Source organism: Allobosea sp. NPDC003192, from assembly GCF_050275675.1.
Lineage (GTDB): Bacteria > Pseudomonadota > Alphaproteobacteria > Rhizobiales > Beijerinckiaceae > Allobosea.
The window spans coordinates 101,804-126,307 of the sequence record NZ_JBNNPK010000004.1 but is presented as its reverse complement, the minus strand read 5'-3'; the positions used below and the strand labels follow the sequence as shown (position 1 = coordinate 126,307).

22 protein-coding genes are annotated in these 24,504 nt (G+C 66.9%); 16 read left to right on the top strand and 6 right to left on the bottom strand.

Annotated features, from left to right (window positions below; all coding sequences use genetic code 11):
• Nucleotides 1–4: 4 nt before the first annotated feature.
• The 13 genes from ACQKLX_RS07555 (at nucleotide 5) to ACQKLX_RS07495 (ending at nucleotide 12,716) form a co-directional block, all read left to right on the top strand.
• On the top strand, nucleotides 5–1,114 hold the full coding sequence (locus ACQKLX_RS07555) for a 5-methyltetrahydropteroyltriglutamate--homocysteine S-methyltransferase (protein ID WP_427360926.1): 1,110 nt from the start codon (nucleotides 5–7) through the stop codon (nucleotides 1,112–1,114).
• Complete coding sequence (locus ACQKLX_RS07550; protein ID WP_427360924.1) at nucleotides 1,111–2,070, top strand: catechol 2,3-dioxygenase; 960 nt, start codon at nucleotides 1,111–1,113, stop codon at nucleotides 2,068–2,070. The genes ACQKLX_RS07555 and ACQKLX_RS07550 overlap by 4 nt, the downstream gene beginning before the upstream one ends.
• A 341-nt stretch (nucleotides 2,071–2,411) precedes the next feature.
• A complete protein-coding gene (locus ACQKLX_RS07545; RefSeq protein WP_427360922.1) occupies nucleotides 2,412–3,104 on the top strand; it encodes an MtnX-like HAD-IB family phosphatase in 693 nt (230 codons plus the stop codon).
• The gene (locus tag ACQKLX_RS07540; protein ID WP_427360921.1) at nucleotides 3,097–4,545 is read left to right on the top strand and encodes an aspartate aminotransferase family protein; all 1,449 of its coding nucleotides are present in this window, start codon (nucleotides 3,097–3,099) and stop codon (nucleotides 4,543–4,545) included. The genes ACQKLX_RS07545 and ACQKLX_RS07540 overlap by 8 nt, the downstream gene beginning before the upstream one ends.
• 16 nt (nucleotides 4,546–4,561) lie before the next feature.
• Nucleotides 4,562–5,485 carry an arginase family protein gene (locus tag ACQKLX_RS07535; protein ID WP_427360919.1) on the top strand — a complete coding sequence of 308 codons (924 nt, stop codon included), beginning with the start codon at nucleotides 4,562–4,564 and terminating at the stop codon, nucleotides 5,483–5,485.
• Nucleotides 5,482–5,844 carry an EamA family transporter gene (locus ACQKLX_RS07530; protein ID WP_427360917.1) on the top strand — a complete coding sequence of 121 codons (363 nt, stop codon included), beginning with the start codon at nucleotides 5,482–5,484 and terminating at the stop codon, nucleotides 5,842–5,844. The genes ACQKLX_RS07535 and ACQKLX_RS07530 overlap by 4 nt, the downstream gene beginning before the upstream one ends.
• 13 nt (nucleotides 5,845–5,857) lie before the next feature.
• A complete protein-coding gene (locus tag ACQKLX_RS07525) occupies nucleotides 5,858–6,697 on the top strand; it encodes an alpha/beta hydrolase (RefSeq protein ID WP_427360915.1) in 840 nt (279 codons plus the stop codon).
• Nucleotides 6,694–7,854: a GNAT family N-acetyltransferase gene (locus ACQKLX_RS07520; RefSeq protein WP_427360913.1), complete on the top strand. Its 1,161-nt coding sequence runs from the start codon at nucleotides 6,694–6,696 to the stop codon at nucleotides 7,852–7,854. The genes ACQKLX_RS07525 and ACQKLX_RS07520 overlap by 4 nt, the downstream gene beginning before the upstream one ends.
• On the top strand, nucleotides 7,851–8,243 hold the full coding sequence (locus ACQKLX_RS07515) for a DMT family transporter (protein WP_427360911.1): 393 nt from the start codon (nucleotides 7,851–7,853) through the stop codon (nucleotides 8,241–8,243). Before ACQKLX_RS07520 ends, ACQKLX_RS07515 begins: the two co-directional genes overlap by 4 nt.
• Nucleotides 8,243–8,662, top strand: coding sequence for a DUF2147 domain-containing protein (locus tag ACQKLX_RS07510; RefSeq protein ID WP_427360909.1), 420 nt, complete (start codon nucleotides 8,243–8,245; stop codon nucleotides 8,660–8,662). Before ACQKLX_RS07515 ends, ACQKLX_RS07510 begins: the two co-directional genes overlap by 1 nt.
• 52 nt (nucleotides 8,663–8,714) lie before the next feature.
• Nucleotides 8,715–10,430, top strand: a complete 1,716-nt coding sequence (locus ACQKLX_RS07505; RefSeq protein WP_427360908.1) for a sensor histidine kinase — start codon at nucleotides 8,715–8,717, stop codon at nucleotides 10,428–10,430.
• Complete coding sequence (locus ACQKLX_RS07500) at nucleotides 10,427–11,803, top strand: sigma-54-dependent transcriptional regulator (RefSeq protein WP_427360906.1); 1,377 nt, start codon at nucleotides 10,427–10,429, stop codon at nucleotides 11,801–11,803. The genes ACQKLX_RS07505 and ACQKLX_RS07500 overlap by 4 nt, the downstream gene beginning before the upstream one ends.
• Before the next feature lie 22 nt (nucleotides 11,804–11,825).
• Nucleotides 11,826–12,716, top strand: a complete 891-nt coding sequence (locus ACQKLX_RS07495; RefSeq protein WP_427360905.1) for a MipA/OmpV family protein — start codon at nucleotides 11,826–11,828, stop codon at nucleotides 12,714–12,716.
• Between the two features lie 9 nt (nucleotides 12,717–12,725).
• On the opposite strand, the gene ACQKLX_RS07490 is transcribed toward ACQKLX_RS07495, so the two are convergent.
• The 6 genes from ACQKLX_RS07490 to ACQKLX_RS07465 all read right to left on the bottom strand — a co-directional run bounded on the left by ACQKLX_RS07490 (nucleotide 12,726) and on the right by ACQKLX_RS07465 (nucleotide 19,776).
• Nucleotides 12,726–13,787 (bottom strand): ABC transporter ATP-binding protein, encoded by a 1,062-nt coding sequence (locus tag ACQKLX_RS07490; RefSeq protein ID WP_427360903.1) that lies wholly within the window; start codon nucleotides 13,785–13,787, stop codon nucleotides 12,726–12,728.
• 15 nt (nucleotides 13,788–13,802) lie between these two features.
• Nucleotides 13,803–15,986, bottom strand: a complete 2,184-nt coding sequence (locus ACQKLX_RS07485; RefSeq protein WP_427360901.1) for an ABC transporter permease — start codon at nucleotides 15,984–15,986, stop codon at nucleotides 13,803–13,805.
• Between the two features lie 43 nt (nucleotides 15,987–16,029).
• Nucleotides 16,030–17,070, bottom strand: a complete 1,041-nt coding sequence (locus tag ACQKLX_RS07480) for an ABC transporter substrate-binding protein (protein WP_427360899.1) — start codon at nucleotides 17,068–17,070, stop codon at nucleotides 16,030–16,032.
• A 67-nt stretch (nucleotides 17,071–17,137) separates the two neighbouring features.
• Nucleotides 17,138–17,938 carry an inositol monophosphatase family protein gene (locus ACQKLX_RS07475; protein WP_427360897.1) on the bottom strand — a complete coding sequence of 267 codons (801 nt, stop codon included), beginning with the start codon at nucleotides 17,936–17,938 and terminating at the stop codon, nucleotides 17,138–17,140.
• Complete coding sequence (gene iolG, locus ACQKLX_RS07470) at nucleotides 17,938–18,939, bottom strand: inositol 2-dehydrogenase (RefSeq protein WP_427360895.1); 1,002 nt, start codon at nucleotides 18,937–18,939, stop codon at nucleotides 17,938–17,940. Before iolG ends, ACQKLX_RS07475 begins: the two co-directional genes overlap by 1 nt.
• 36 nt (nucleotides 18,940–18,975) lie before the next feature.
• On the bottom strand, nucleotides 18,976–19,776 hold the full coding sequence (locus tag ACQKLX_RS07465) for an SDR family oxidoreductase (protein ID WP_427360893.1): 801 nt from the start codon (nucleotides 19,774–19,776) through the stop codon (nucleotides 18,976–18,978).
• Nucleotides 19,777–19,899: 123 nt separating this feature from the next.
• Between ACQKLX_RS07465 and ACQKLX_RS07460 the strand changes: the two genes are divergently transcribed.
• Genes ACQKLX_RS07460 through iolD form a run of 3 tightly spaced genes read left to right on the top strand, consistent with a single transcriptional unit; the run spans nucleotide 19,900 to nucleotide 24,497 of the window.
• A complete protein-coding gene (locus tag ACQKLX_RS07460; RefSeq protein ID WP_427360891.1) occupies nucleotides 19,900–20,748 on the top strand; it encodes a MurR/RpiR family transcriptional regulator in 849 nt (282 codons plus the stop codon).
• Nucleotides 20,741–22,642 carry a bifunctional 5-dehydro-2-deoxygluconokinase/5-dehydro-2-deoxyphosphogluconate aldolase gene (locus tag ACQKLX_RS07455; RefSeq protein ID WP_427360889.1) on the top strand — a complete coding sequence of 634 codons (1,902 nt, stop codon included), beginning with the start codon at nucleotides 20,741–20,743 and terminating at the stop codon, nucleotides 22,640–22,642. The genes ACQKLX_RS07460 and ACQKLX_RS07455 overlap by 8 nt, the downstream gene beginning before the upstream one ends.
• 13 nt (nucleotides 22,643–22,655) lie before the next feature.
• Nucleotides 22,656–24,497 (top strand): 3D-(3,5/4)-trihydroxycyclohexane-1,2-dione acylhydrolase (decyclizing), encoded by a 1,842-nt coding sequence (gene iolD / locus ACQKLX_RS07450; RefSeq protein ID WP_427360887.1) that lies wholly within the window; start codon nucleotides 22,656–22,658, stop codon nucleotides 24,495–24,497.
• The last annotated feature ends 7 nt before the right edge of the window (nucleotides 24,498–24,504 follow it).

The window sequence follows — 24,504 nt, the reverse complement described above, 5'->3', positions numbered from 1 at the left end:
CGCCATGAGCCAGAGACAGAAGCCGCCGTTCCGGGGCGACATGGTCGGCAGCCTGCTGCGCAGCGCGCCGGTGAAGGATGCCCGCGCCAAGCTCGCGGCCGGTGAGATCGGTCAGGCCGAATTGACCGCGATCGAGGACGAGGAGATCAGGAAGCTCGTGCGCAAGCAGGAGGAGGTCGGCCTGCAGGCGGTGACCGATGGCGAGTTCCGCCGCGCCTTCTGGCATTTCGACTTCCTCGACGGCCTCTCCGGCGTCACCAGCTTCGAGACCGATTCAGGCATCCAGTTCAAAGGCGTCACCACCAAGGGCCATGCGGTCCGCGTCACCGGCAAGCTCGACTTCCCGGACGACCATCCGCATCTCGCTCATTTCAAGTTCCTGGCCTCGACGACCGGCCGCGTGCCGAAGATGACGATTCCGAGCCCGTCCATGCTGCATTATCGCGGTGGCCGGAAGGCGATCGATCCGAGCGCCTATCTCAGGATCGAGGACTATTACGAGGATCTCGGCAAGGTCTACGCCAAGGCGATCAAGGCCTTCTACGATGCCGGCTGCCGTTATCTCCAGCTCGATGACACCAGCCTGTCCTATTTCTGCGATCCCGAGCAGCGCAAGATGCTGGCGGAGCGGGGCGACGATCCCGAGCAGTTGGTCTTCATCTATCGCGACGTGCTCAACGCGGCGCTGAAGGCCAAGCCCGCCGACATGCAGATCACCACGCACACCTGCCGCGGCAACTTCAAGTCGACCTTCATCGCGTCCGGCGGCTACGAGCCGGTCGCCGAGATGGTCTTCAACGAGATCAATGTCGACGGCTATTTCATGGAGTGGGACGACGATCGCTCTGGCGGCTTCGAGCCGCTGCGCTTCCTGCCCAAGGGCGACAAGCAGGTCGTGCTCGGGCTGGTGACCTCGAAATTCGGCGAGATCGAGAGCAAGGACAATCTCAAGCGCCGGATCGAGGAAGCCTCGAAATACGCGCCGCTGGAGCAGCTCTGCCTGTCGCCGCAATGCGGCTTCGCCTCGACCGAGGAAGGCAATGTCCTGGCCGAGGACGAGCAATGGGCAAAGCTCTCGCGCATCCTCGAAGTGGCGAAGGAAGTCTGGGGATGAGCACCGAGCCTTGCTTCGATATCGCCCATCTCGGCCATGTCGAGCTCTTCACCGACAAGCCGCAGGAAAGCCTCGACTTCTTCGTCGAGATCTTCGGATTGACGGAGAGCGGGCGCGGGGGCGACAGCGTCTATCTGCGGGCCTGGGACGACTATGAGTTCCATACGCTGAAGCTCACCGCGGCGAAGACGACCGGCGTCGGCCATATCGGCTACCGCGCCACCAGCGAGGCGGCGCTCTTGCGCCGCGTCGCGGCGATCGAGGCGATGGGCTGCGGCATAGGCTGGACGGAGGGCGATCTCGGCCATGGCCGGGCCTATCGCTTCCGCGACCCGGACGACCATGTCTTCGAGATCTACTTTGACACCAAGAAATATGTCGCTCCGGAAAAGGAGCGGCCCGCGCTGAAGAACCAGGCGCAGCGCAATCATGGCCGCGGCTGCGCGGTGCGCCGGCTCGATCATCTCAATCTGCTGGCGCAAGATGTCGCCAAGATCCGCGACTTCATGCCGAAAGCGCTGGGCAGCCGCGTCACCGAGCAGATCGTGCTCGATTCAGGCGAGGTCGGCGGCTGCTGGTTCACCGTCAACAACAAGAGCTACGACATCGCCTACACCCGCGATCACACGCCGGCGCGCGGGCGCTTCCACCATGTCACCTATGCCGTCGACCAGCGCGAGCACATCCTGGAGGCGGCCGATCTCTTCCTCGAGAATGGCGTCTTCATCGAGACCGGGCCGCACAAGCATGCGGTGCAGCAGACCTTCTTCCTCTATGTCTACGAACCCGCCGGAAACCGCGTCGAGATCGCCAATGCCGGCGCCCGCCTGATCCTCGATCCCGACTGGCAGACCGTGACCTGGACGGAAGAAGAGCGGAAGAAGGGCCAGGCCTGGGGGCTGAAGACGATCGAGAGCTTCCACACCCACGGCACGCCGCCATCGACGAAGGGGTAGGGCGCACGCCGGTCCATTGAACCTGGGTCATCCCGGCCGGAGCGCAGCGTAGAGCCGGGATCCTTGCCTGAAGCTTGATCGGAAATCCTCCGGAATGGCCCCGGGTTTCACTGCTATCGCCCGGGGCAGCCAGTGCCTGGGGCCCTCGTCCGTTACCGGGCAACCTCCGGGCAAGCTCGCCGCTCCTAAACTGATCATAGAACTCCAAAAATTGGAGCTGCCTCCAAAAAGCGGGAGTCGCCGTCCAGGCTCGCGGCCCCTTTAGCTCGCCTTTTCAATAGCTTGGTGTGTGGCACGGGGGTTGCTGAAGCGTCGCGCGGACTGGCTGGAGCGCAGCGGGCATGAATTGGCAGGCTATCGTCGATTTCGACGGGACCATCTCACGCGACGACACCACCGACCTCGTACTGCAGCGCTTCGCGGAACCGGGTTGGGAAGAGATCGAAGCCGATTGGGTCGCCGGAGCGATCGGCTCGCGCGAATGCATGGAACGCCAGGTCGCGCTGTTGCACGCCTCGCCCGACGTGTTCGACACCTTCGTCTCCTCGCTGGCGATCGACTGGGGCTTTGCCGCCTTCGTGCGGCTGTGCCAGCGCGCTAGCATCCCGGTCACGGTCGTCTCCGACGGGCTGGACCGCACCATCCACGCGCTGCTCGGCCGCGCCGGCCTCAATGGCCTCACCGTCGTCGCCAATCATATCGAGCCGCTGCCCGGCGATCGCTGGCGGCTGACCTCGCCACATGCCGACCCCTCCGGCGGCTGCACGAGCGGCACCTGCAAATGCCGCGTCGCCAGCAGCCTGAGCCGCCCGCTGACCCTGCTGGTCGGCGACGGCCGCTCGGATTTCTGCGTCGCCGGCCAGGCCGACCTCGTCTTCGCCAAGAAGAGCCTGATCGCGCATTGCCGCGACAACGGCATCGGCCATCGCCCGTTCAACACCTTCTCGGAGGCCGTCGGCCTCCTCGAAACCCTGCTGTCGGACACCACGACGGAACCGGCAGCCCCTGCACGCAAGGACATGATCAATGGATGACGGCTTCACCCTGCTCGACCGCGCCGAGCCGGTCGATGTTTCCTCCGCGCCGGCGGCGACGCTGGCCGAGGAGGAGGCTCGCCTGCTCGCGCTCGAGGCCGAATACTGCTCGCATGGCGACACGGTCCACTACACGCAGTTCCCGAAGATCTTCTCGGGCTGCGAGGGCTCGTTCATGCTCGACGCGGCGGGCAACCGCTTCCTCGACCTGCAGATGTGGTACTCGGCCGTCAATTTCGGCTACGGCAACCAGCGCCTGAACAATGCGCTGAAGCGCCAGATCGATACGCTGCCGCAGGTGGCGAGCCAGTATCTGCACCGCGAGAAGATCGAGCTCGCGGCGATGATCGCCAAGGACGCGCAACGTAAGTTCGGCGCCAAGGGCCGCGTCCACTTCAATGTCGGCGGCGCCCAGGCGGTCGAGGATTCGCTCAAGCTCGTGCGCAACGCCAAGCAGGGCAAGAGCCTGATGTTCGCCTTCGAGGGCGGCTATCACGGCCGCACGCTCGGCGCCTCGGCGATCACCTCGTCCTATCGCTATCGCCGCCGCTTCGGCCATTTTGGCGAGCGCGCGCATTTCATCCCGTTCCCCTACCATTTCCGCGGCCCCAAGGGCATGAGCAAGGAAGAGTACGGGCATCACTGCGTGCAGCAGTTCGCCCGGCTGTTCGAGAGCGAATACAACGGCGTCTGGGATCCCAAGGTCGGCGAGGCCGAGTACGCCGCCTTCTATGTCGAGCCGCTGCAGGGCACGGGCGGCTACGTGATCCCGCCACCGAACTTCTTCATCGAGCTCAAGAAGGTGCTCGACCAGCACGGCATCCTGCTGGTGGTCGACGAGATCCAGATGGGCTTCTACCGGACCGGCAAGCTCTGGTCGATCGAGCACTTCGGCGTGCAGCCGGACGTGATCGTCTTCGGCAAGGCGGTCACCAACGGTCTGAACCCGCTCTCAGGCGTCTGGGCCAAGGAAGAGCTGATCAATCCGACCGTGTTCCCGCCGGGCTCGACCCACTCCACCTTCAACGCCAATCCGCTCGGCACCGCCGTGGCGCTCGAGGCGATGAAGATGATGGAGGAAGAGGACTACGAGACCATGGTCATGGCCAAGGGCGCGTATTTCCTCGAGGGGCTGCAGGGGCTGAAGCGCCGGCACAAGATCGTCGGCGAGGTCGACGGCCTCGGCATGGCGCTGCGGATCGAGATCTGCGAGCCGCATGACAGCTTCACCCCGTCGAAGCGGCTGGTCGACCTGATGTGCGACGAGGGCATGAAGGCCGACCTCGACGTCGGCGGCAAGCGCTACGGCCTCGTGCTAGACATCGGTGGCTACTACAAGAACGTCATCACCCTCGCGCCGGCATTGACCATGAGCTATGCCGAAATCGACCTCGCGATCGAGCTGCTCGACCAGCTCTTCGCCCGCGTCGCCGGCGCCTGAGAGCGGAGAGGGGCCGGTGCGCCTGCGTGCGATCGATCTCGACGGCAGCGTGGCGGCGCAGGAGCCGCTGCGCCACCGCATCGACGCCGGCACCGCCGCGCGTATCGAGGCCGCCGACCTCGCTGGCGCGCTGCGCATCGTAGCCGGCCGCCGGGCGAAGGCGGAGCTGCTGGAGCGGCTTGGCCGGCGCGATGGCGAAGGGCAGGGCGTGCCCGTCTTCTTCTACGGCTCGGGCGATTTCCATCACTTGACCTCGGTCCTGCTAGGCAGGGTCGAGGAGCCGGTCACGGTCGTGCATTTCGACAACCATCCCGACTGGGTCAGCTTCCCCGCCACGGTGAATTGCGGCGCCTGGGTCAACCGGGCGCTGGAATTGCCTGATGTCCATAAGGTCGTGACGATCGGCCCATGTAGCGACGACCTCGTCCGCCCGGAATGGCAGTTCGCAAACTTACGGGCCGTGGCCGACGGACGGATCGCGCTCTACCCCTGGCGGCATGAGCCGTCGCGGGTCTGGGGGCGCTATGGCAAGACCGCGAGCTTCCGGCAGGAGAGCGGCCACCTGCATTGGCGCAACCTTGCGAACGAGGACTGGTCGGATTTCCTCGACGAATTGATCGCGCAGATCCCGACCAAGTCCGTCTGGCTGACGATCGACAAGGACGTGCTCGGGCCGGGCGAGGCCTGCACCAATTGGGACCAGGGTGAATTGCCCCTGCGGCATCTGCTGGCGGCGGTGGAGCGGCTGGCGGTCGAGCGCAGGATCGTCGGCGCCGATGTCTGCGGCGACTGGTCGGAGCCGCGCTTCAGCGATCCGTTCCGCGCGACGCTCGCCTATTTCGACCATCCAGCGCGCTTCAGGCCGACATCCGAGCAACTCGCCGTCAATGCCCGCGTCAACGCGCGGCTGATCGACTGCTTCCAGCGAGTGCTGTCATGAATGCCACGATCATCTTCTGGTTCGTACTGTCGGTGGTCTGCGACGTCGCCGGCCAGATCTGCTTCAAGATCGGCGCCGACAGGCTGCCGCAGGGCGCCGATTTCCGGGCCACTGCGGCGGCGGTGGCCCGCTGCGGCTGGATCACCGCCGGACTCGCGACCTATGTCGCCGAGTTCTTCATCTGGCTGCGCATCCTCGCCGAGGTGCCGCTCTCGATCGCCTTCCCGATCGCCAGCGCCAATTTCCTTGCCATCACCCTGGCCAGCGCCGTCTTCCTCGGCGAGCGCGTCGGCCGGCGGCAATGGATCGGCTCCTTCCTGATCACCTGCGGCGTCATCATCGTCGCCCGAACCGCCTGACGGACATGTTCCGATGACCATGCGCGATTTCAGTGTCCGCCTCTCCGGCGACCGCACCGGCTTCCTGCTCATCCACGGCCTCGGCGGCACGCCGACCGAATTGCGCTTCGTCGCCCGGGCGCTGCACCGGGCCGGCCATACCGTGCATTGCCCGCAGCTTGCCGGGCATTGCGCCGGGGAGGCCGAGATCCTCGCCACCGGCTGGCGCGACTGGGCGCAAAGCGTCTATGCCGAGCTCGGGCGCATGCGCGAGATCTGCGACACGGTGATCGTCGGCGGGCTGTCCATGGGCGCGGTGCTGGCGATGCATGTCGCCGCCCAACGTCCCGGCCAGGTCGATGGGCTCGCCCTCTATGCTCCGACCTTCTGGTATGATGGCTGGTCGATCCCGCGCTACGCCTTCCTGCTCAAGTGGTTCATCAACACCCCGTTCGGGCGGCGCTATCGTTTCGTCGAGCGCGAACCCTACGGGCTGAAGGACACCCGCACCCGCGCTCTGGTGGTCTCGTCGCTGGCGAGTGGCGACAGCTCCGAGGCCGGGCTGCTCGGCACGCCCTCGGGTTCGCTGAAAGAGATGTGGGACCTGATCGCGGTCACCCGCCGCGAGCTCCATCTGGTCAAATGCCCGGCGCTGCTGGTGCATCCGCGCGAGGACGACATCGCCGACCTCAAGAACGCCTTCGAGATCCAGCGCAAGCTCGGCGGGCTGGTCGACGCGGTGATCCTCGACGACAGCTATCACCTCGTCACCATCGACCAGCAGCATGAGATCGTGATCGAGCGCTCGCTGGCCCTGGCGGCCCGGCTGGCCAAGGCCCGCCTGCCGGCGCTGCCGCTCGTGGCGGCTGAATGACCATGATCCGGGTCCGCATCCTGGCAGGTATCGCGGAGGTCGCGCCGGCCGCCTGGGACTCCTGCCTGCCCGGCGAAGCCGAATGCCATGCCTATTACAGCGCCTGCAACACGGCCGCAGCGGAAACCGGCATCGGGCTGCGCATGGCGGCGGCCATTGCCGAGGAGGGCGGCGAGGTCGTCGCGGTGGCGCCGTTCTTCCGGCTGAACTATCGGCTCGATACGCCGCTGCAGGGCAAGCTCAGGGGCCTTGGCGACGCCCTGTTCCGTCATGCGCCGGGACTGGTCACCCTGAAGGGGCTCTGCATAGGCTCGCCCTATGCAGAGCGCTGCCATCTCGGCTTTTCACCGAAGCTCGATGCGGCCGGGCGCGCCGCCGCCTTCCGGGCGCTCGCTGCCGCGCTGGAGCGGCGGGCCGCCGAGGAGAAGGCCCATCTCGTGATCTGGAAGGACTTGGCGCCGGTCGAGGAAGAGGGCTTTGGGCACAGCCTGAAGCAGGCCGGTTTCGCCCGGCTCGGCAGCTTGCCGATCGCGCTGCTCGACCTGCCCTTCAAGGACGAGGCGGCCTATCTCGCCTCGCTTTCGGCGGCGACACGCAAGGACATCAGGCGCAAGCTCGCCAAGGCGGGGGAGGTGCGCATCGCGTCCCATACCGACATTGCCGGGCTGGAGCCCAGGATCGACGAACTCTACGAGGCGACACGGGCACGGAGCGGGCTCGACTATGGCGAGCTCGAAGTGCTGCCGCCCGGCTATTTCAGCGCCGTCTCGCGGGCGCTCGGCGAGCGGGCGGTGTTCGTGCTCTATTGGATCGGCGAGGAGCTTGCCGCCTTCAATCTGCTGCTGGTCGAGCCCGACCGCGTGATCGATAAGTTCCTGGGCATGCGCTACCCGCTGGCCCGCGAGCACAACCTCTATGCCGTGAGCTGGATGGCGAATGTCCGCTTCTGCCTGGAGCGCGGCATCGGCAAGTTGCAGAGCGGCCAGACGGCCTATGCCTCCAAGCTGCGCTTCGGCAGCCGGCTGGTGCCCTCGACCCTGCATGTCCGGCACCGGCTTGCGCCCTTGCAATGGGCGCTGCGCTCGCTCAGCCCCTGGCTCGGTTTCGAGCGCTTCGACCCCGACCTCGCAGCGCTCGCCCGAAGGAAGGCCGCATGAGCAGCATCTCTTCACCGGCGACGACGTCCTGGACCCGCCAGCTCGCGATCTGGATCATTTTCGTCGCGCTCGACACCGGCACGCAGCTCGCCTTCAAATGGGGCGCGGACGGGCTCGGCGACATGGAGTTCGGCCTCGCCATGATGGCGAAGGCGGTGTCGCTGCCGGGCGTCTGGTTCGCGACGCTCGGCTATATCGGCACCTTCGTCGTCTGGATGGCGATCCTGCGCGACATGCCGCTCAGCCGCGCCTTCCCGATGACGGGGCTGGTCTATGTCACGGTTCCGCTGTTCGCCTGGTCCACCTTTGGCGAGCAGATCGACCTGATGCGGGCCGGCGGAATCGCATTGATCATCGCAGGCGTGGTCCTGCTCGGGAGTGACGACTGATGCGGGGGATTGGCCCGGCCTTTTTTGTTGCGGCGGCTCTATTGGTGGCACTGCCGGCCCTCGCCGACCCGATGAGCGATGTCGTTGGCCGTTGGCGGGATTCGGACGGTGAATCGGAAATCGCGATCAGCCGCTGCGGGTCGGCTCTGTGCGGCAAGATCGTCTGGCTGAAAGAGGCGCGCTTTGACATCTTCAACCCCAATGAGGGCTTGCGGAAGCGCTCGCTGATCGGCCTCCAGGTTCTTTCCGGCTTCAAGCCGGCGGCAAAAGGGGGGCTGGAAGGCGAGGGCTACAACCCTGCCGACGGCAAGATGTATCGGACCACGCTCGAACTGACTTCGTCGCAAAGTCTTGTGGTACGTGGCTGCGTGCTCGGCGGCCTGATCTGCGACGATGATACCTGGTCGAGGCAACCATGATGTCGATCGACGATCACAGGTGAAGGAAACAAGCCCCGGCATGTCGATACGGATGACATCGCTCAGATTCAGGCTGGTGATCGGCTTCATGCTGGTCAGCGTGCCGGCGATGATGGCGTCCGCCTATATCGCTGCCCGGCTGATCTCGGACGCCTTCGAGGAGAATGTCGAGCAATGGCTCGGCGAGACCTCGCGCTTCTTCGCGCTGGAGATCGCCGAGGCGACGCAGGAGGCGCAGCGCGTCGCAGGCGTCATCGGCCACCGGCTGGAGCAGACCGGCGACGACCATAAGATGCAGCGCACCGTCGAGCGCGAGTTCGCGGTGCTGAGTTCGGTCGGCTACGACCTGATCGCGATCTATCGCCCGGGTGGCGATGTCCTGTTCAAGACCCGCGACTTCAGCAGCCTCACACCTTTGCCGGAGGAGACCAGCCTCGGCCTGTTCCGGATCGAGACGGATGGCAAGCGCTGGATCATGGCGGGCGCCGTTCAGGCCGTGCAGATCGGCGGCCAGCCGGCCAATATCCTGATCGGGACCTGGCTCGACGAAGGCTCGTTCGGCGGCATCAAGGTGGTGACGTCGCTGGAGATCCGTCTCTTCGCGCTGTTCAACGGCCAGCTCGAACCGGTGATGCAGACCCATCCCGATCGCACCGCCACGGTACCGGCCGGCGTACGGACGAGGCTCGAAGCCGGAGAGGAGGCGGTCTTTGACCCGGCTGCCGACGGCGGTGGCTATCGGGCCGTCTATTCGAGCCTGCGCGGGATCGATGGCGAGCTCGCCGCGATCAGCTTCATCGGCATGCGCAGCGAGGCGGGCTTCTTCGAGCAGCTCGGTCGGGAGAGCCTGTTCCTCGGCATCTTCCTGCTTGGCAGCGCGATCTCGATCGTCGTCGGTATCCTGACCTCGGACCTGCTGGTGCGGCCGCTGCGCGCCCTGACCCATGGCGTGCGGGCGATCGCGGCGGGAGATTTCGGCCAGCGCGTTTCGGCGGGTGGCGGGCGCGAGATCGTCGAGCTCGCCAGCGGCTTCAATGGCATGGCCGAGCAGCTCGGCAAGCTGCAGGAACTCGAGGCGGAGCTCAGGCGCAAGGATCGGCTGTCGGCGCTCGGCCAGGCGGCGATGGTGATCGCCCATGAGGTGCGCAACCCGCTCGGGATCATCAAGACCTCGACGGAGGTGGTGCGCAACCGCGCCAAGCTCGGCGGCGCCGAGGAGAAGATGCTCGGCTATGTCATCGACGAGGTCCGCCGCATCGAGACGCTGGTGCGCGACTTCCTCGACTTCGCCCAGCCAAAGCCGCCGGTGAAGGTCGAAATGCCGCTGCGCGCGGTGATCGACCGGGTCGCGGCAATCGCGGCGCCCGAATTCGGCCGTCAGAAGATCGAGCTGTCCGTCGAGGACGAGAGTGGCGGCGCGACAGTCCTTGGCGATCCCGACCAGTTGTATCAGGCTTGCCTCAATCTCATCCTCAACGCGATCGACGCGATGCCGGAGGGCGGCATGATCCGGGCGAGCTTGCGCGCCACCGAGGAGACCGTCTCGCTGACGATCAGCGACGAGGGCGCCGGCGTGCCGGACGCGATCCGGCAGGAGATCTTCAACCCGTTCTTCACCACCAAGGCCAAGGGCACCGGGCTCGGACTCGCCAAGGTGCAGAGCGTGGCGGAAGCCCATGGCGGCAGCACGGCCTGCGTCTGCGAGCCGGGACGGGGCGCTGCCTTCACCATCACGCTGCCGCGGGCGAAACCGGGAGCGCCGGCATGAACCAGTCCATCCTGGTGGTCGACGACGAGATACGGCTCGCCGACGTGCTGGCAGCGGCGCTGGAAGATCTCGGATACCGCGCCACGGCGGTGCACAGCGCCCGCGCCGCGCTCGCAGAACTCGAACAGGCGCGCTTCGATCTGGTGCTGACCGACCTGCGGCTGCCGGTGATGGACGGGCGCGCCTTGTTGCGCGAGGTCCGCAGGCGCTGGCCCGAGGTCCCGGTCATCATCATCACCGCCTTCGCGGCGGTGCGCGACGCGGTCGACCTCGTCAAGGAGGGGGCGTTCGACTACATCGCCAAGCCCTTCGAGATCGACGACGTCTCGGCCACGATCAGGCGGGCGCTGCGCCTCGCCGACGTGGTGCGCGAGAATGAGCGGCTGCGCAGCGAGCTCGAAGGCCGCCACAGCTTCGATACGCTGGTCGGCAACAGCGCCAGCTTCCGCCGCGTGATCGAGCAGGTCACCGAGGTCTGCGAGACCAAGGCGACCGTATTGCTGAATGGCGAGAGCGGCACCGGCAAGGAGCTGGTCGCCCGCGCGATCCACTTCAACAGCCCGCGTCGCGACAAGCCCTTCATCGCGATCAATTGCGCGGCGATCCCGGAATCCCTGCTGGAAAGCGAACTCTTCGGTCATGTGAAGGGCGCCTTCACCGGAGCGCTTGCCAACCGCATCGGGCGCTTCGCAGCCGCCGATGGCGGCACGCTCTTCCTCGATGAGATCGGCGACATGCCATTGCCGATCCAAGCCAAGCTGCTGCGGGTGATCCAGGAGCGCAGCTTCGAGCCGGTCGGGGCGACCCGGACGCAGACGGTCGACGTGCGGCTGGTGGCCGCGACGCACAAGGATATGCGCCAGGCCGTCGACCAGGGCAGCTTTCGCGAGGACTTGTTCTACCGGCTCAACGTCTTCCCGATCCAGCTGCCGCCTTTGCGCGAGCGGGCCGACGACATTCCGCTGCTCGCTGCGCATTTCCTGGCGGAGCTCGCCGAGGCGATGGGCAAGCGCGCCACCGGTTTCTCGCCGGCGGCCATGGCGGCGATGAGCGCCTATCACTGGCCCGGCAACATCCGGGAATTGCACAATTGCATCGAGCGGGCGGTGATCGTCGCCAAGGCGCAGACGATCGACGCAGCCGACCTGCCGCAGGACCTGTTCAACGGCAGCCGCCGGGCCGAGCGGGACGGCTTGCCGCGCGATCTCGACGCCGAGCTGGAACGGATCGAGCGCGATTTCATCATCGAGGCGCTCAGGCGCAGTGACGGTGTGCAGGTGCGCGCTGCGAAATTGCTAGGCATAGCGGAAAGAAGCCTTTGGCACCGCATTAAGAAACTCGGTATTAGGCTGGGCCGCGCGATCGCGGACTGACGACCAACGGGACGCCTCCTCCATGCTTTCTCTCGTACGTCATGAACGCCCAGCCCGCGGCCGGCGCCAGCGCGCCGCCGTCCTGGCCGGGCTCGTTGCGCTGCTCGCCTTTTCCAACGGGGCGGTGCGGGCGGATGCCGATGATGATGACGACGATGATGACACCAAGAAGATCCTGACTGATCCGACACCCGCCAAGGGCTGGATCATCACGCTGGGTGGCTCATTCCAGGTTGGCCCGAAATATGACGGCGCGAAGTCCTTCGGCCCGGGCTTCATGCCCTCGTTGTCCTGGCGCCGGGTCGGCGAACCGGCCGGGTTCAGCGCCCCGGACGACAGTTTCGACTACGCCATCTACGATACCGACCGCTTCGATGTCGGTGTCGTCGGCGCCTATAATGGCGGCCGCTATTCAGGCTCGACCTATCGGCTCCGGGGCATGCGCGACGTTCCCTGGGCGGTCGAGGCCGGCCTCTATGCCGAATACTGGGTGCTGCCCGAGCGGCTGCGCACCCGCGTCGAGGTCCGCCAGGGCTTCAATGGCCATCATGGCGTGGTCGCCGACTTCTCCGCCGATTGGGTCGAGCGGTTCGGCAGCTTCACCTTCGCGGTCGGCCCACGCCTGTCGCTCGGCAGCGCCTCCTATATGCGCACGAATTTCGGTGTGCTGCCGGGAGAGGCAGCGCTCAATGGCACGATCCCCGCCTACAAGCCCGGCGCCAGCGCCAAATCGGTCGGCCTTGCCTCATCGCTGGAATATGCGTGGTCGCCGAGCCTCTCCACCACGCTGTTCGGTCGCTACGACCGGCTGGTTGGCGATGCCGGGAATTCGCCGCTCGTCGACAGGCTTGGGGAGCGCAACCAGTTCACGTTCGGCATCGGCGCGAGCTATTCCTTCCAGGTCGGCGGCTGACGGCCGGCCTCAGGGGACCAGGATCACCCCTGAACTCGCGAAGGACAGCCAGACCGGCGTGCCCGGCGCCAGCATGTCGTCGACATCGTGGCTGATGACGAAGAGCTCGCCGACAGCGGTCTCGATCATCAGGTCGAGATGGTTGCCGAGATAGGCGCATTTTCTGATGCTGCCGGGCAGGCTGCCCTGACTCTCATGGCGCGAGACCAGCAGGCTCTGCGGCCTGATAGCCGCCTTGGCCGGCCCCGGCTGCAGGCCGCGTGCCGGCAATGAGACATGGGCCGGGCCGATCGCTACATCCGCGCGCCCGTCCGCGACCGATGTCACGGTGACGCCGACCATGTTGGCGTCGCCGATGAAGTCGGCGACGAAGGCGTCGGCCGGCTCCTCATAGAGCTGGCGCGGCGTGCCCTGCTGGGCGATGCGGGCGTTCGACATCACGATGATGCGGTCGGAGACCGCGAGCGCCTCCTCCTGATCATGCGTGACATAGGCGACGGTCAGGTTGAGCGCCTGCTGCAGCTCGCGGATCTCCTCGCGCACGCGCCGGCGCAGTTTGGCGTCGAGATTGGAGAGCGGCTCGTCGAAGAGCAGGACCTGCGGCTCCAGCACCAGCGCCCTGGCGACGGCGACGCGCTGCTGCTGGCCGCCAGAGAGCTCGGAGGGGTAGCGCTTCTCGAAGCCCTTGAGGCCGACCAGCGCCAGCTTCTCCAGCGCCATTTCCTGCGCCTTGGCCTTGGGCAGGCCCTTCACCGTCGGGCCATAGGCGGCGTTGTCGAGCACGTTCATATGCGGGAACAGCGCATAGGATTGGAAGACCATGCTGACGTCGCGGTCGGCGGCGGAGAGCCGGGTGACGTCCTTGCCGCCGATCAGGATCTCGCCTTCGCTGGCGATCTCCAGGCCGGCGATCATGCGCAACGTCGTCGTCTTGCCGCAGCCGGAGGGGCCGAGCAGCGTCACCAGCTTGCCGGCCTCGATCGAGAAATTGACATTGTCGACCGCCGTCACCGCGCCATAGCGCATGCTGACATTGCGGAACTCGACGGAGGCGGGGCCGGCCTTGGGCATGGCTGCAACGTGTCCTTACTTGATCGGCTCGGCGGCGGAGGAGGCGAGGGCGGGCGTGCCGCGCCGGCCGAGCTTGCGCTCGCCGACGCCGAGCTGGATCAGACTGATGCCGAGCGCCATGACCACGATCAGCACCGAGGAATAGGCGATGGCGAGGCCGAACTCGCCAGCCTCGACGCGGCCGACGATATAGGCGGTGGCGAGGTTGTACTCGGCCGAGACCAGGAAGATCACGGCGCTGACCGTCGTCATGCTGCGCACGAAGCTGTAGACCAGCGCCGCGACGAGGGCAGGGCGCAGCAGCGGTAGCACTACCCGCCAGAGCGTGGTGAAGCTGCGGGCCGAGAGCGTCGCCGACGCCTCATCCAGGCTCTTGTCGATCTGTGACAGGCCGGCGATGCCCGAGCGCACGCCGACCGGCATGTTGCGGAAGACGAAGGCGATGATCAGGATCAGGCCGGTGCCGGTGATCTCGACCGGCGGGACGTTGAAGGCGAGGATATAGGCGACGCCGAGCACGGTGCCGGGAATGGCGAAGCTCAGCATGGTCGCAAATTCCAGCGCCCCGCGCCCGGCGAAGCGCTGGCGCGTCAGCAGATAGGCGGTGAGCAGGCCAATCACGGCGGTGAGCGGCGCCGCAATGATCGACAGCTTCAGCGTGGTGAAGAAGGACGGCCAGGCCGAGCCGTCGAAATGGATGCCGCGACTGAAGTCGATCGAGAAGCCGGTGATGTAGTGCTGCAGCGTCGGGGTGTGGTCGCGGCCCATCGTCTTGACGAAGCCGCCCATCAGGATGACGACGTAGATCACAGCTGTCAGCGCCACCCAGGGGCCGATGACGAGGGCGGAGATCCAGGTGATGCGGCGCGGCAGCGGCGTCGGCAGGCCGGAATCGCCCTTGCCGGTGACAGTGGTGTAGGACTTGCCGCCGAGCCAGCGTTGCTGGGCCCAGAAGGCGGCGAGCGTGAAGCCGAGCAGCACGATGGCGAGTACCGCTGCCTGGCCCTGATTATGCGCAGCGCCGACCACGGCGAAGAAGATCTTGGTCGAGAGGACCTCGAAATTGCCGCCGAGCACCAGCGGGTTGCCGAAATCGGCCATGCTCTCGACGAAGCCGAGCAGGAAGGCGTTGGCGAGGCCGGGCCGCAGCAGCGGCCAGGTCACCGTGCGGAAGGTGGTCCAGCGCTTCGCGCCGAGCGTCTGGGAGGCCTCCTCGAGGCTCGGCGCGATGCCCTGCACGACGCCGATCAGCACGAGGAAGGCGATCGGCGCGAAGGCGAGCACCTGGGCGAGCAGCACGCCGGGCAGGCCGTAGATCCAGCGCGAGCGCGGGATGCCGAACCAGTCGAACATCAGCGTCGAGAACAGGCCCGAGCGACCGAAGAGCAGGATCAGCGCCAGGCCGATGACGAAGGGTGGCGTGATGATCGGCAGCACGGTGAGCAGGCGCATGGCGCGCTTGCCGGGCATGCCGGTGCGCAGGATCAGGAGCGCGCAGGCGAGGCCGAGCAAGGTGGTGATGAGGCCGGTCAGCACTGCCAGGATCAGCGTGTTCCAGGCGACGCCGCAGTTGACGTTGGCCGAAAGGCAGCCAAGCCCCCAGATCGTCGGGCTGAAGAAGCGCTCGACGAACTCGCCGAGGACGAGCGTGCCGCTGGAATCGACCAGCGCGCTGCGCAGGATCACCGCCACCGGCAGGAAGATGAACAGCGCGATCAGCATGATGACGATGCCGATCGAGGAGGTCGTGAACAGGTCGCCACGGCACAGGCCGCGATAGGCGAGGCCGTGGCAGAGCAGCAGCAGCAGCGAGACGAGGGTGATGAGCGCGCCGAAGCCCATGCCGGACTGGGCCGCGCCTGCCCCGCCGAGCAGGGCCGCCAGCGCCGGCATGCCCTGGTCCTTGAGCGTGACGGCAAAGCCCTGAGCGAAGAAGAACGCGAGGCCGGCAAAGCCGATCCAGGCCAGGAGCTTGCCGGTTCCGGCATTCTCCTGCCGGGTGCTGAGCAGGCTGGCGAGCAGGAGGGCGATGCCGACCGGCGCGAGCCAGGGTGCTGCCCCCGAGAGCACGAGCGCCAGCGCCGTGCCGGCCCTGCCGAAGGGATAGCCGACGAGGCTCATGCCCTCGGGCAGATACCAGGGGATGAGCGCATAGCCGAGCCAGCCGGCCAGCAGCGCAAGCCTCGTCGCGGGACGCATCGTCTCTCGCCTTCCGTGTCAGATGCCAGCGATCAGCGTGCGTTCACTTGGGCAGCGCCTTGATCTCCTTGTCCCACTTGGTCAGAAGCCGGACGCGCTCGGCTGACGAGCCGTATTTGACGAAGTCGTATTTGATCAGCTTCATCTCCGACATCTTCGGCGCCTGGGCCGGAACCGGCGCGTTCTTGTTCGAGGGCACCTGATAGGACTTGGCAGGCGCGGCGAGCGCCTGCGCCGCCGGGGTCAGGGCCCAGTCGTAGAACTTCTTGGCGTTGTCGAGATTGCGCGCACCCTTGACGATCGACATCGAGCCGATCTCGTAGCCGGTGCCCTCGCAGGGGGCGACGGCCTTGATCGGATCGCCCTGCACGGAGAAGACGACGGCGTCATGGATGAAGACGATGCCGACGGCGGTCTCGCCGAGGCTCGCCGCCTTGGCCGGGGCGGCGCCCGACTTGGTGTACTGGCTGACGTTCTTGTGCAGCTGCTTGAGATAGTCGAAGCCCTTGTCCTCGCCCATCAGTTGCACGACCGTGGCGAGCAGGTTGTAGGCGGTGCCCGAGGAGTTCGGGTCGGCGACCTGGACGTCGTCCTTCAGCTTGGGATCGAGCAGGTCGGCCCAGCATTTGGGCTCATTCAAACCCTTGGCCTTGATCTGCTGGGTGTTGTAGCCGAAGCCGAGCGCGCCGGCATAGATGCCGACCGAGCGCTTCTTGGCGGCTTCCCACTGCGCCAGCGCCCATTCGTGCAGGTCCTTGTTGGCAGGCGACTCGTATTCCTGGGTGAGGCCTTCCTCGGCCGCCTGCAGATGCGGATCGCCAGTCCCGCCCCACCAGATGTCGCCGCGCGGATTGGACGATTCCGCCTTGAGCTGGGCGTAGATCTCGCCGGCCGATTTGCGGGTCATCGCGACCTTGATGCCGGTCTCCTTCTCGAAGGCGCCGCTCATGGCGCGGCACCACTCCTCCTGCACGCCGCAATACATGACGAGCGAGCCCTGGGCTTGGGCCGGAGCCGCGGCGAAGGCTGCACCCGTGGCTGCGATTGCGAACAATCCGGCGCGGAGCCGGTTCAATGCCTGCATGATGTCCTCCCGATTGTTGGTTCTGTTTGCTCTTGTTGGGTCGATAGTGACCGTTCGCCGGAAAAGATCAACGATCCCTGTGCCGGCTCATGATTCCGGTGATGCGCTCCAGTTCCACCGTCAGCTCCGGTGTGCAGCACAGGACCGGGTTGCCGGCCGCTATCGCATCGCCTTCGAAGAAGTCGTTGACGTGGGCGCCGGCCTCGGCCGCGATGACCAGGCCGGCGGCGACGTCCCAGGAATTGATGTGCAACTCGGCATAGGCGTCGGTTCGGCCGCAGGCGACGTGGCAGAGGCCGAGTGCGCCGGCGCCGGGGCGCTTGACCGCTGCACCGGCCTCGAAGCCGCGCTTGACCATGTCGATATAGCTGTCGAGCGGCCTGCGCTTCGACCAGCCGAATTCGAGGCTGGCGCGGCCGATATCGCTGGTACCCGAGACCCGGATCGGCCGGCCGTTCAGGCTTGCGCCGCTGCCGCGCCGGGCGCGGTAGACCTCGCCGAGCGCAGGGGCGGCGATGACACCGATCTCGGGCTGGCCGTTGAGCACGAGGCCGATCGAGATGCACCAGTTGAGATCGCCATGGGCGAAATTGGCGGTGCCGTCGATGGGATCGATGATCCAGACCGCATCGGCCGCCTCGCCGCCGCCTTCCTCGCCGATCACGGCATCGGAGGGGAAAAGCCGTCCGAGCCGTTCCCGCAGGAAGTTTTCCACGGCGCCGTCGGCGGCAGTCAGCCAGTCCTGCGCGCCCTTCATCGTGATGTTAAGCGCGTCGCTGCGCCCGAAATAGCCAAGCGCGAGATGGCTGGCCTCGGCGACGAGGCCGAGCACGGCATATTCGCGCAGTTCGAGTTCGGCAGGCGTCATCACAGCGCTTCCAGCGAGACGGCGACCGGCTTGCCGGTGCGGCGGGATTCCGTCGCGGCGTCGGCCAGGATCTGGGCCTTCAAGCCATCGAGACCGGACGGGGAGGGCGTACGCCTGTCGCGGCAGGCGGTGACGAAGGCATCGAGCTCGGCGCGATAGGCGGCGGCGTAGCGCTCCAGGAAGAAGTTCTGCACGGGATCGGCTCGGAAGCCGGCGCTGGTTGCGATCTCCACCGTGGTCTCGTGGATGTTGCCGGCACGCAGCATGCCCTTGGAGCCGTGCACCTCGATGCGCTGATCGTAGCCGTAGGTGGCGCGGCGCGAATTCGAGATCTGGGCGATGCGGCCGCTCCCCGTGCGCATCAGCACGGCGGCGGTGTCGACGTCGCCGGCCTGGCCGATCGCCGGGTCGACCAGGGCCGAACCAAGCGCGAAGACCTCGACCGGCTCCTCGGCGAGGAGAAAGCGGGCCATGTCGAAATCATGGATCATCATGTCGCGGAAGAGCCCGCCCGAGCGCTTGACGTACTCGACCGGCGGCGGACCGGGATCGCGCGAGATCACGCTGACGATCTCGATCGCGCCGGCCTCGCCTGCACGCAGGCGGCCTTCCAGCGCAGCGAAGTTCGGATCGAAGCGGCGGTTGAAGCCGATCATCAATGGCTTGCCGGACTTCGCGACCACCTCCAGGCAGCGGCGGATGCGCCCGGCGTCGAGATCGACGGGCTTCTCGCAGAACACCGCCTTGCCGGCGGAAACGGCCGCCTCGATCAGGTCGGCATGGGTGTCGGTCGGGGTGCAGATCACCACGGCGTCGATGCCGCCATCGGCGAGGATCGCCTCAGTCGTTGCGACCTTGGCGCCGGAGGCCTGAGCGAGGGAGGCTGCGGCCTCGGCCGAGGCGTCGGAGAGCGCGACCAATTGCGCATCGGAGCGCGTCGCGACATTGAGCCCGTGAATGCGCCCGATCCGGCCGGCGCCCAGCAATCCAAATCTCATCACGTCCGTGGTCCTGCGGTTCGAGAGTGCTGCGGCGCTTCAGTCGTGCGCGCCGAGAATGGTCTGGTCGAAGTCGATGTTGGCGCCGGTCATCAGCCCCGATTCGGATGACGCCAGATAGGCGACGGCCTTGGCGACCTCGCGCGGATCGATCAGCCGCCCGAACGGTCGTCCGGCCTCGGCCTTCTCCAGCCAGCCATCCTGCGCATCATGGCGCAGGCGCATGATCGCATCCTCGCCCGGCGTTGCCATCCAGCCGATATTGAGGCCGTTGACGCGGATGCGGTCGGAAAGCAGCCCGTAGGCGGCGTTCTTCGTCAGTGTCGCCAGTGCGCCCTTCGAAACGCTGTAGGCGGACAGGAAGGGCTGGCCGCCATGGGCCGACATCGACTGGATGTTGACGATGGCGCCCTGGATGCCCTGCTTGCGCATCAGGGTCGCGGCGTCCTGGATCAGGAAGAAGGGCGCAGTCAGGTTGACCGCCATGATGCGGGCATAGAGCTCAGGGCTGGTGTCGAAGATCGTGCCGCGATCGGTATCGCCGGCAGCGTTGACGAGGATGTCGAGCCGGCCGAAAGCTTGCTCGGCGGCCGGGACGATCCCGTGGACGGCGTCGAGATCGGCAAGGTCCGCGGCGTGGAACAGGGCGTTGCAGCCGGCCGCCTTCAGGCTGTTGGCGACCTTTTCGCCGCGCTCGCGATTGCGGCCGGTGAGGACAAGGCCGGTGGCGCCGCGCGCGGCGAATTCCCGGGCGATCGCCTCGCCAAGGCCCTGGCTGCCGCCGGTGACGACGGCGACCTTGCCGTCGAGGTCGCGGCGAAAGTCGGTTGGCTCGGGCACCTCGGTTTCTCCCTGGGAGCGCCATTGTCACAATGGCACATTATTTTTATTACGCTTGACTAATGGAACAAACATTCCATTCTCTGCCGGCGCAAGTCAAGGCCGCGAGAGCCCCTGTTCCCGATGACATCGCCAGTGCAGCAGGAAACGCCAAAGGACGATTTCGACGGCTTCGTCGCCCTGCTGCGCGAGCGCGGGCCGAACCTGCCGAAACGCTTGCGACAGGTCGCCGACTATGCGCTCGCCAATCCCGATGACATGGCGCTCAGTACGGCGGCGCAGGTGGCGCAGCAGGCAGGGGTGCAGGCCTCGACCCTGGTGCGTTTTGCCCAGGCGCTCGACTATTCCGGCTTCAGCGAATTGCAGCAGCTGTTCCGCTCGCGACTGCGCCAGCAATTCCCCGATTATCGTGAAAGGCTGGTGGCCTTGCGCGAGGAGGGCGCGGCCGGGCCGAACATGGCGCAGGTGCTGCTCGACGGCTTCGTCGAGGCCAGCCGCAGCTCGCTGACGCGGCTGCAGACGACCGTGCGCTATCGCGACGTCGACCGGGCGACGGACCTGCTTGCCGGGGCTGAGACGATCATCCTGGTCGGTGCGCGCCGGATGTTCCCGGTCGTGTCCTATCTCGCCTATGCCTTCGGCAAGCTCGGAATCCGGGCGGTCTTGGTCGACAATATCGCTGCGCTCGGGCCTGAGCAGGCGGCGATCGCGCGCGAGGGCGATGTCGTCATCGCCGTCAGTTGCGCGCCCTATACGCCGGCTACGGTCGCAATCGCGGCTCAGGCCCATGGCAGGGGCATTCCGGTGATTGCGATCACCGACAGTGCGCTCAGCCCACTCGCTCAGCATTGTTCCCTGTGGCTCGAGGTCGAGGAGGCCGATTACGGCGCCTTCCGCTCGATGTCGGCCACCTTCGCGCTCGCCATGACACTCGCCGTCGGCACCGCAGAGAAAGCCCGTCCCGATGCCTGAACCCGTGCTCGACCTGATCTCGATCGGCCGCTCCTCGGTCGATCTCTATGGCCAGCAGATCGGCGGGCGGCTGGAGGATATGGGCTCGTTCTCCAAGGCGGTCGGCGGCTGTCCGACCAATATCGCGATCGGCACGGCGCGGCTCGGCCTGAAATCGGCGGTAATCACCCGCGTCGGCGACGAGCAGATGGGCCGCTTCATCCTGGAGCAGCTGCAGCGCGAGGGCGTCGAGACCAAGGGCGTCGTCGTCGACCCCAGACGCCTGACCTCGCTGGTCATCCTCGGCGTGCGCGACGAGAAGACCTTCCCGCTGATCTTCTACCGCACCGATTGCGCCGATGCGGCGCTCGACGAGAGCGAGATCGACGAGGCCTTCATCGCCTCGGCCAAGGCTGTCGTCGTCACCGGCACGCATTTCGCCATTCCGAACGCCGCCAAGGCGCAGCGGAAGGCGATCGCGTTCGCCCGCAAGCATGGCCGCAAGATCGTGTTCGACGTCGACTACCGGCCCAATCTCTGGGGGCTCGCCGGGCACGGCGCAGGTGAGGAGCGCTATATCCGCTCGGACACCGTGACCCAGCATCTCCAGGCGATCCTGCCCGACTGCGACCTGATCGTCGGCACCGAGGAGGAATTGCACGCTGCCGGCGGCTCGGAGGATACGCTCGCCGCGATCCGCAATATCCGCGCGCTGAGCAAGGCGACGATCGTCTGCAAGCGCGGGCCGATGGGCTGCGTGGTGTTTCCCGGCGCCATCCCAGCTTCGATCGAGGACGGCATCAAGGGGCCGGGCTTCCCGGTCGAGGTCTACAACGTCCTGGGGGCGGGCGACGCCTTCATGTCCGGCTTCCTGCGCGGCTATCTCAGCGACGAGCCGGTCGAGACCTGCTGCACCTGGGCCAATGCCTGCGGCGCCTTCGCCGTCTCGCGCCTGCTCTGCTCGCCGGAGAGTCCGACCTTCGCAGAGCTGCAGTTCTTCCTGAAGCAGGGCTCGCCGCACCGGGCGCTGCGCCATGACGTGGCGATCAACCATGTCCATTGGGCGACGACGCGCCGGCCGCAAGCCGCGACGCTGATGGCGCTCGCCATCGACCATCGCTCCCAGATCGAGGCGATGGCAGACGAGGCCGGCGTGCCGCGCGAGCGCATCCAGCTCTTCAAGCGGCTCGCCGTCGATGCGGCGGCGCGGATCGCCAAGGGCAGCGATGGCTTCGGCATGCTGCTCGACGGGCGCCATGGTCGCGAGGCGCTATTCCGCGCCGGCGATCACGGCTTCTGGGTGGCGCGGCCGCTGGAGGTTCCGGGTTCTCGGCCACTGCGGCTCGAGACCGATGCGGACGGCTCGCTCGGCGCGGCGCTGAACGAGTGGCCGGTCGACCATGTCGCCAAGGTGCTGGCCTTCTATCATCCCGATGACCACGCGGCGTTGAAGGCCGAGCAGGAGGCGACCCTGAAGCGGGTCGCGCTCGCCTGCAGGCAGGTCGGCCGCGAGCTGCTGGTCGAGATCATCTGCTCGAAGAACGGTCCGGTCGGTGACGACACCATGGCTTCAGTCATGCGCCGGCTCTATGCGATCGGCATCAAGCCGGATTGGTGGAAGTTGGAGGGGCAGCCCACTGCCGCTGCCTGGGCGGCGGTCGATGCCGCGATCGCTGAGAACGATCCCTATTGCCGCGGCGTCGTGCTGCTCGGGCTCGATGCGCCGCTGCCGGAGCTGGAGGCGGCGTTCCGGCTGGCGCAGACTGCGAAGACGGTGAAAGGCTTCGCGGTCGGCCGCAGCATCTTCGGCGAGGCGGCGCGCGGCTGGCTCGCCGGCACGCTCGACGACGAGGCCGCGACCGCGATGATGGCCGAGCGCTTCGGCCGGCTGGTCGACGCCTGGCAAGGCCGCTGAGGAGATTGCGATCATGAGCACGATCAGGCTCACCATGGCGCAGGCGCTGGTGGCGGCGATGGCGGCGCAGAAGACCGTCGTCGGCGGCCGCACGCTGCCGCTCTTCGCCGGCGTCTGGGCGATCTTCGGCCATGGCAATGTCGCCGGCCTTGGCGAAGCGCTGCATGGCGCCCGCGACGTCCTGCCGACATTGCGCGCCCATAACGAGCAGGCGATGGCGCATTCCGCGATCGCCTTCGCCAAGGCCTCGCGGCGGCGCCGGATGATGGCGGTGACGAGTTCGATCGGGCCGGGCGCGACCAATATGGTGACCGCCGCCGCGGTCGCGCATGTCAATCGCCTGCCGCTGCTCCTGCTGCCGGGCGATGTCTTCGCCGGCCGCCGGCCCGATCCGGTGCTGCAGCAGATCGAGGATTTCGGCGACGGTACCGTCTCGGCCAATGACTGCTTCCGTCCGGTCTCGCGCTATTTCGACCGGATCACCCGGCCGGAGCAGCTCATCCCCGCCTTCGAGCGGGCGATGCAGGTGCTGACCGATCCGTCGGAATGCGGGCCTGTGACGCTGGCGCTCTGCCAGGACGTGCAGACCGAAGCCTATGATTATCCCGGAAGCTTCTTCGCCGAGCGGATCTGGCAGCCGCGCCGGGCGCGTCCGGACGAGCAGGAGCTGGCGCAGGCGGTCGCGCTGCTGAAGGGCGCGAAGCGGCCATTGGTCGTCGCTGGCGGCGGTACGCTCTACAGCGAGGCCGAAAGCGAGCTCGCCCGCTTTTGCCTGGCGCACGGCATCCCGAGCGCGGAGACGCAGGCCGGCAAGAGCACCCTGCCGCACGACCATCCGTTCAATCTCGGCGCGATCGGCGTCACCGGCACTGGTGCCGCCAACGAGGCCGCGAAGCATGCCGACGTCGTGCTCGCGGTCGGCACCCGCCTGCAGGATTTCACCACCGGCTCGCGCGCGCTCTTCGCCGATCCCGAATGCCGGATCATCGGGCTGAACACGCAAGCATTCGACGCCGGCAAGCATGGCGCGCAGCCGTTGGTGGCCGACGCCAAGGCGGGCCTCGCCGAGCTGGAAGCCGCACTGGCCGGCTGGAAGGCTCCCGCCAACTGGACGGCGCAGGTGCAGGCCTCGCGCGACTCCTGGCTCGAAACCGCCGCGCGTTACACTGCGATGAGCAACCAGGCGCTGCCGAGCGATGCGCAGGTGATCGGCGCGGTGCAGCGCCAGAGCCGGGCGAGCGACGTCGTGCTCTGCGCCGCCGGCGGCCTACCGGGCGAGTTGCACAAGCTCTGGCAGGCCGGCGCGCCGGGCGGCTACCATATGGAATACGGCTATTCCTGCATGGGCTACGAGATCGCCGGCGGCCTTGGCACCAAGCTCGCCGACCCGGCCCGCGAGGTCTTCGTCATGGTCGGCGACGGCTCCTATCTGATGATGAATTCGGAGATCGCGACCTCGGTGATGCTCGGCATCAAGCTCACCATCGTCGTGCTCGACAACAGAGGTTTCGGCTGCATCAACCGCCTGCAGAACGCGACCGGCGGCGCCTCCTTCAACAACCTCCTGCGCGACAGCAGACATGAGGTTCTGCCCGAGATCGATTTCGCTGCCCATGCCGGTTCGATGGGCGCGATCGCGCGCAAGGTCGCCGGGCTGGCGGAGCTGGAGACGGCGCTTGCCGAGGCGCGTGGTCATGATCGCACCAGCGTCATCGTCATCGACACCGACCCGCTGATCTCGACCGATGCCGGCGGGCATTGGTGGGAGGTCGCGGTGCCCGAGGTCTCGGTGCGCGACGAGGTCAAGGCGGCGCGCGAGCGCTATGACGGCGCGCTCGCCGCGCGCGACAACTGAATCGAAG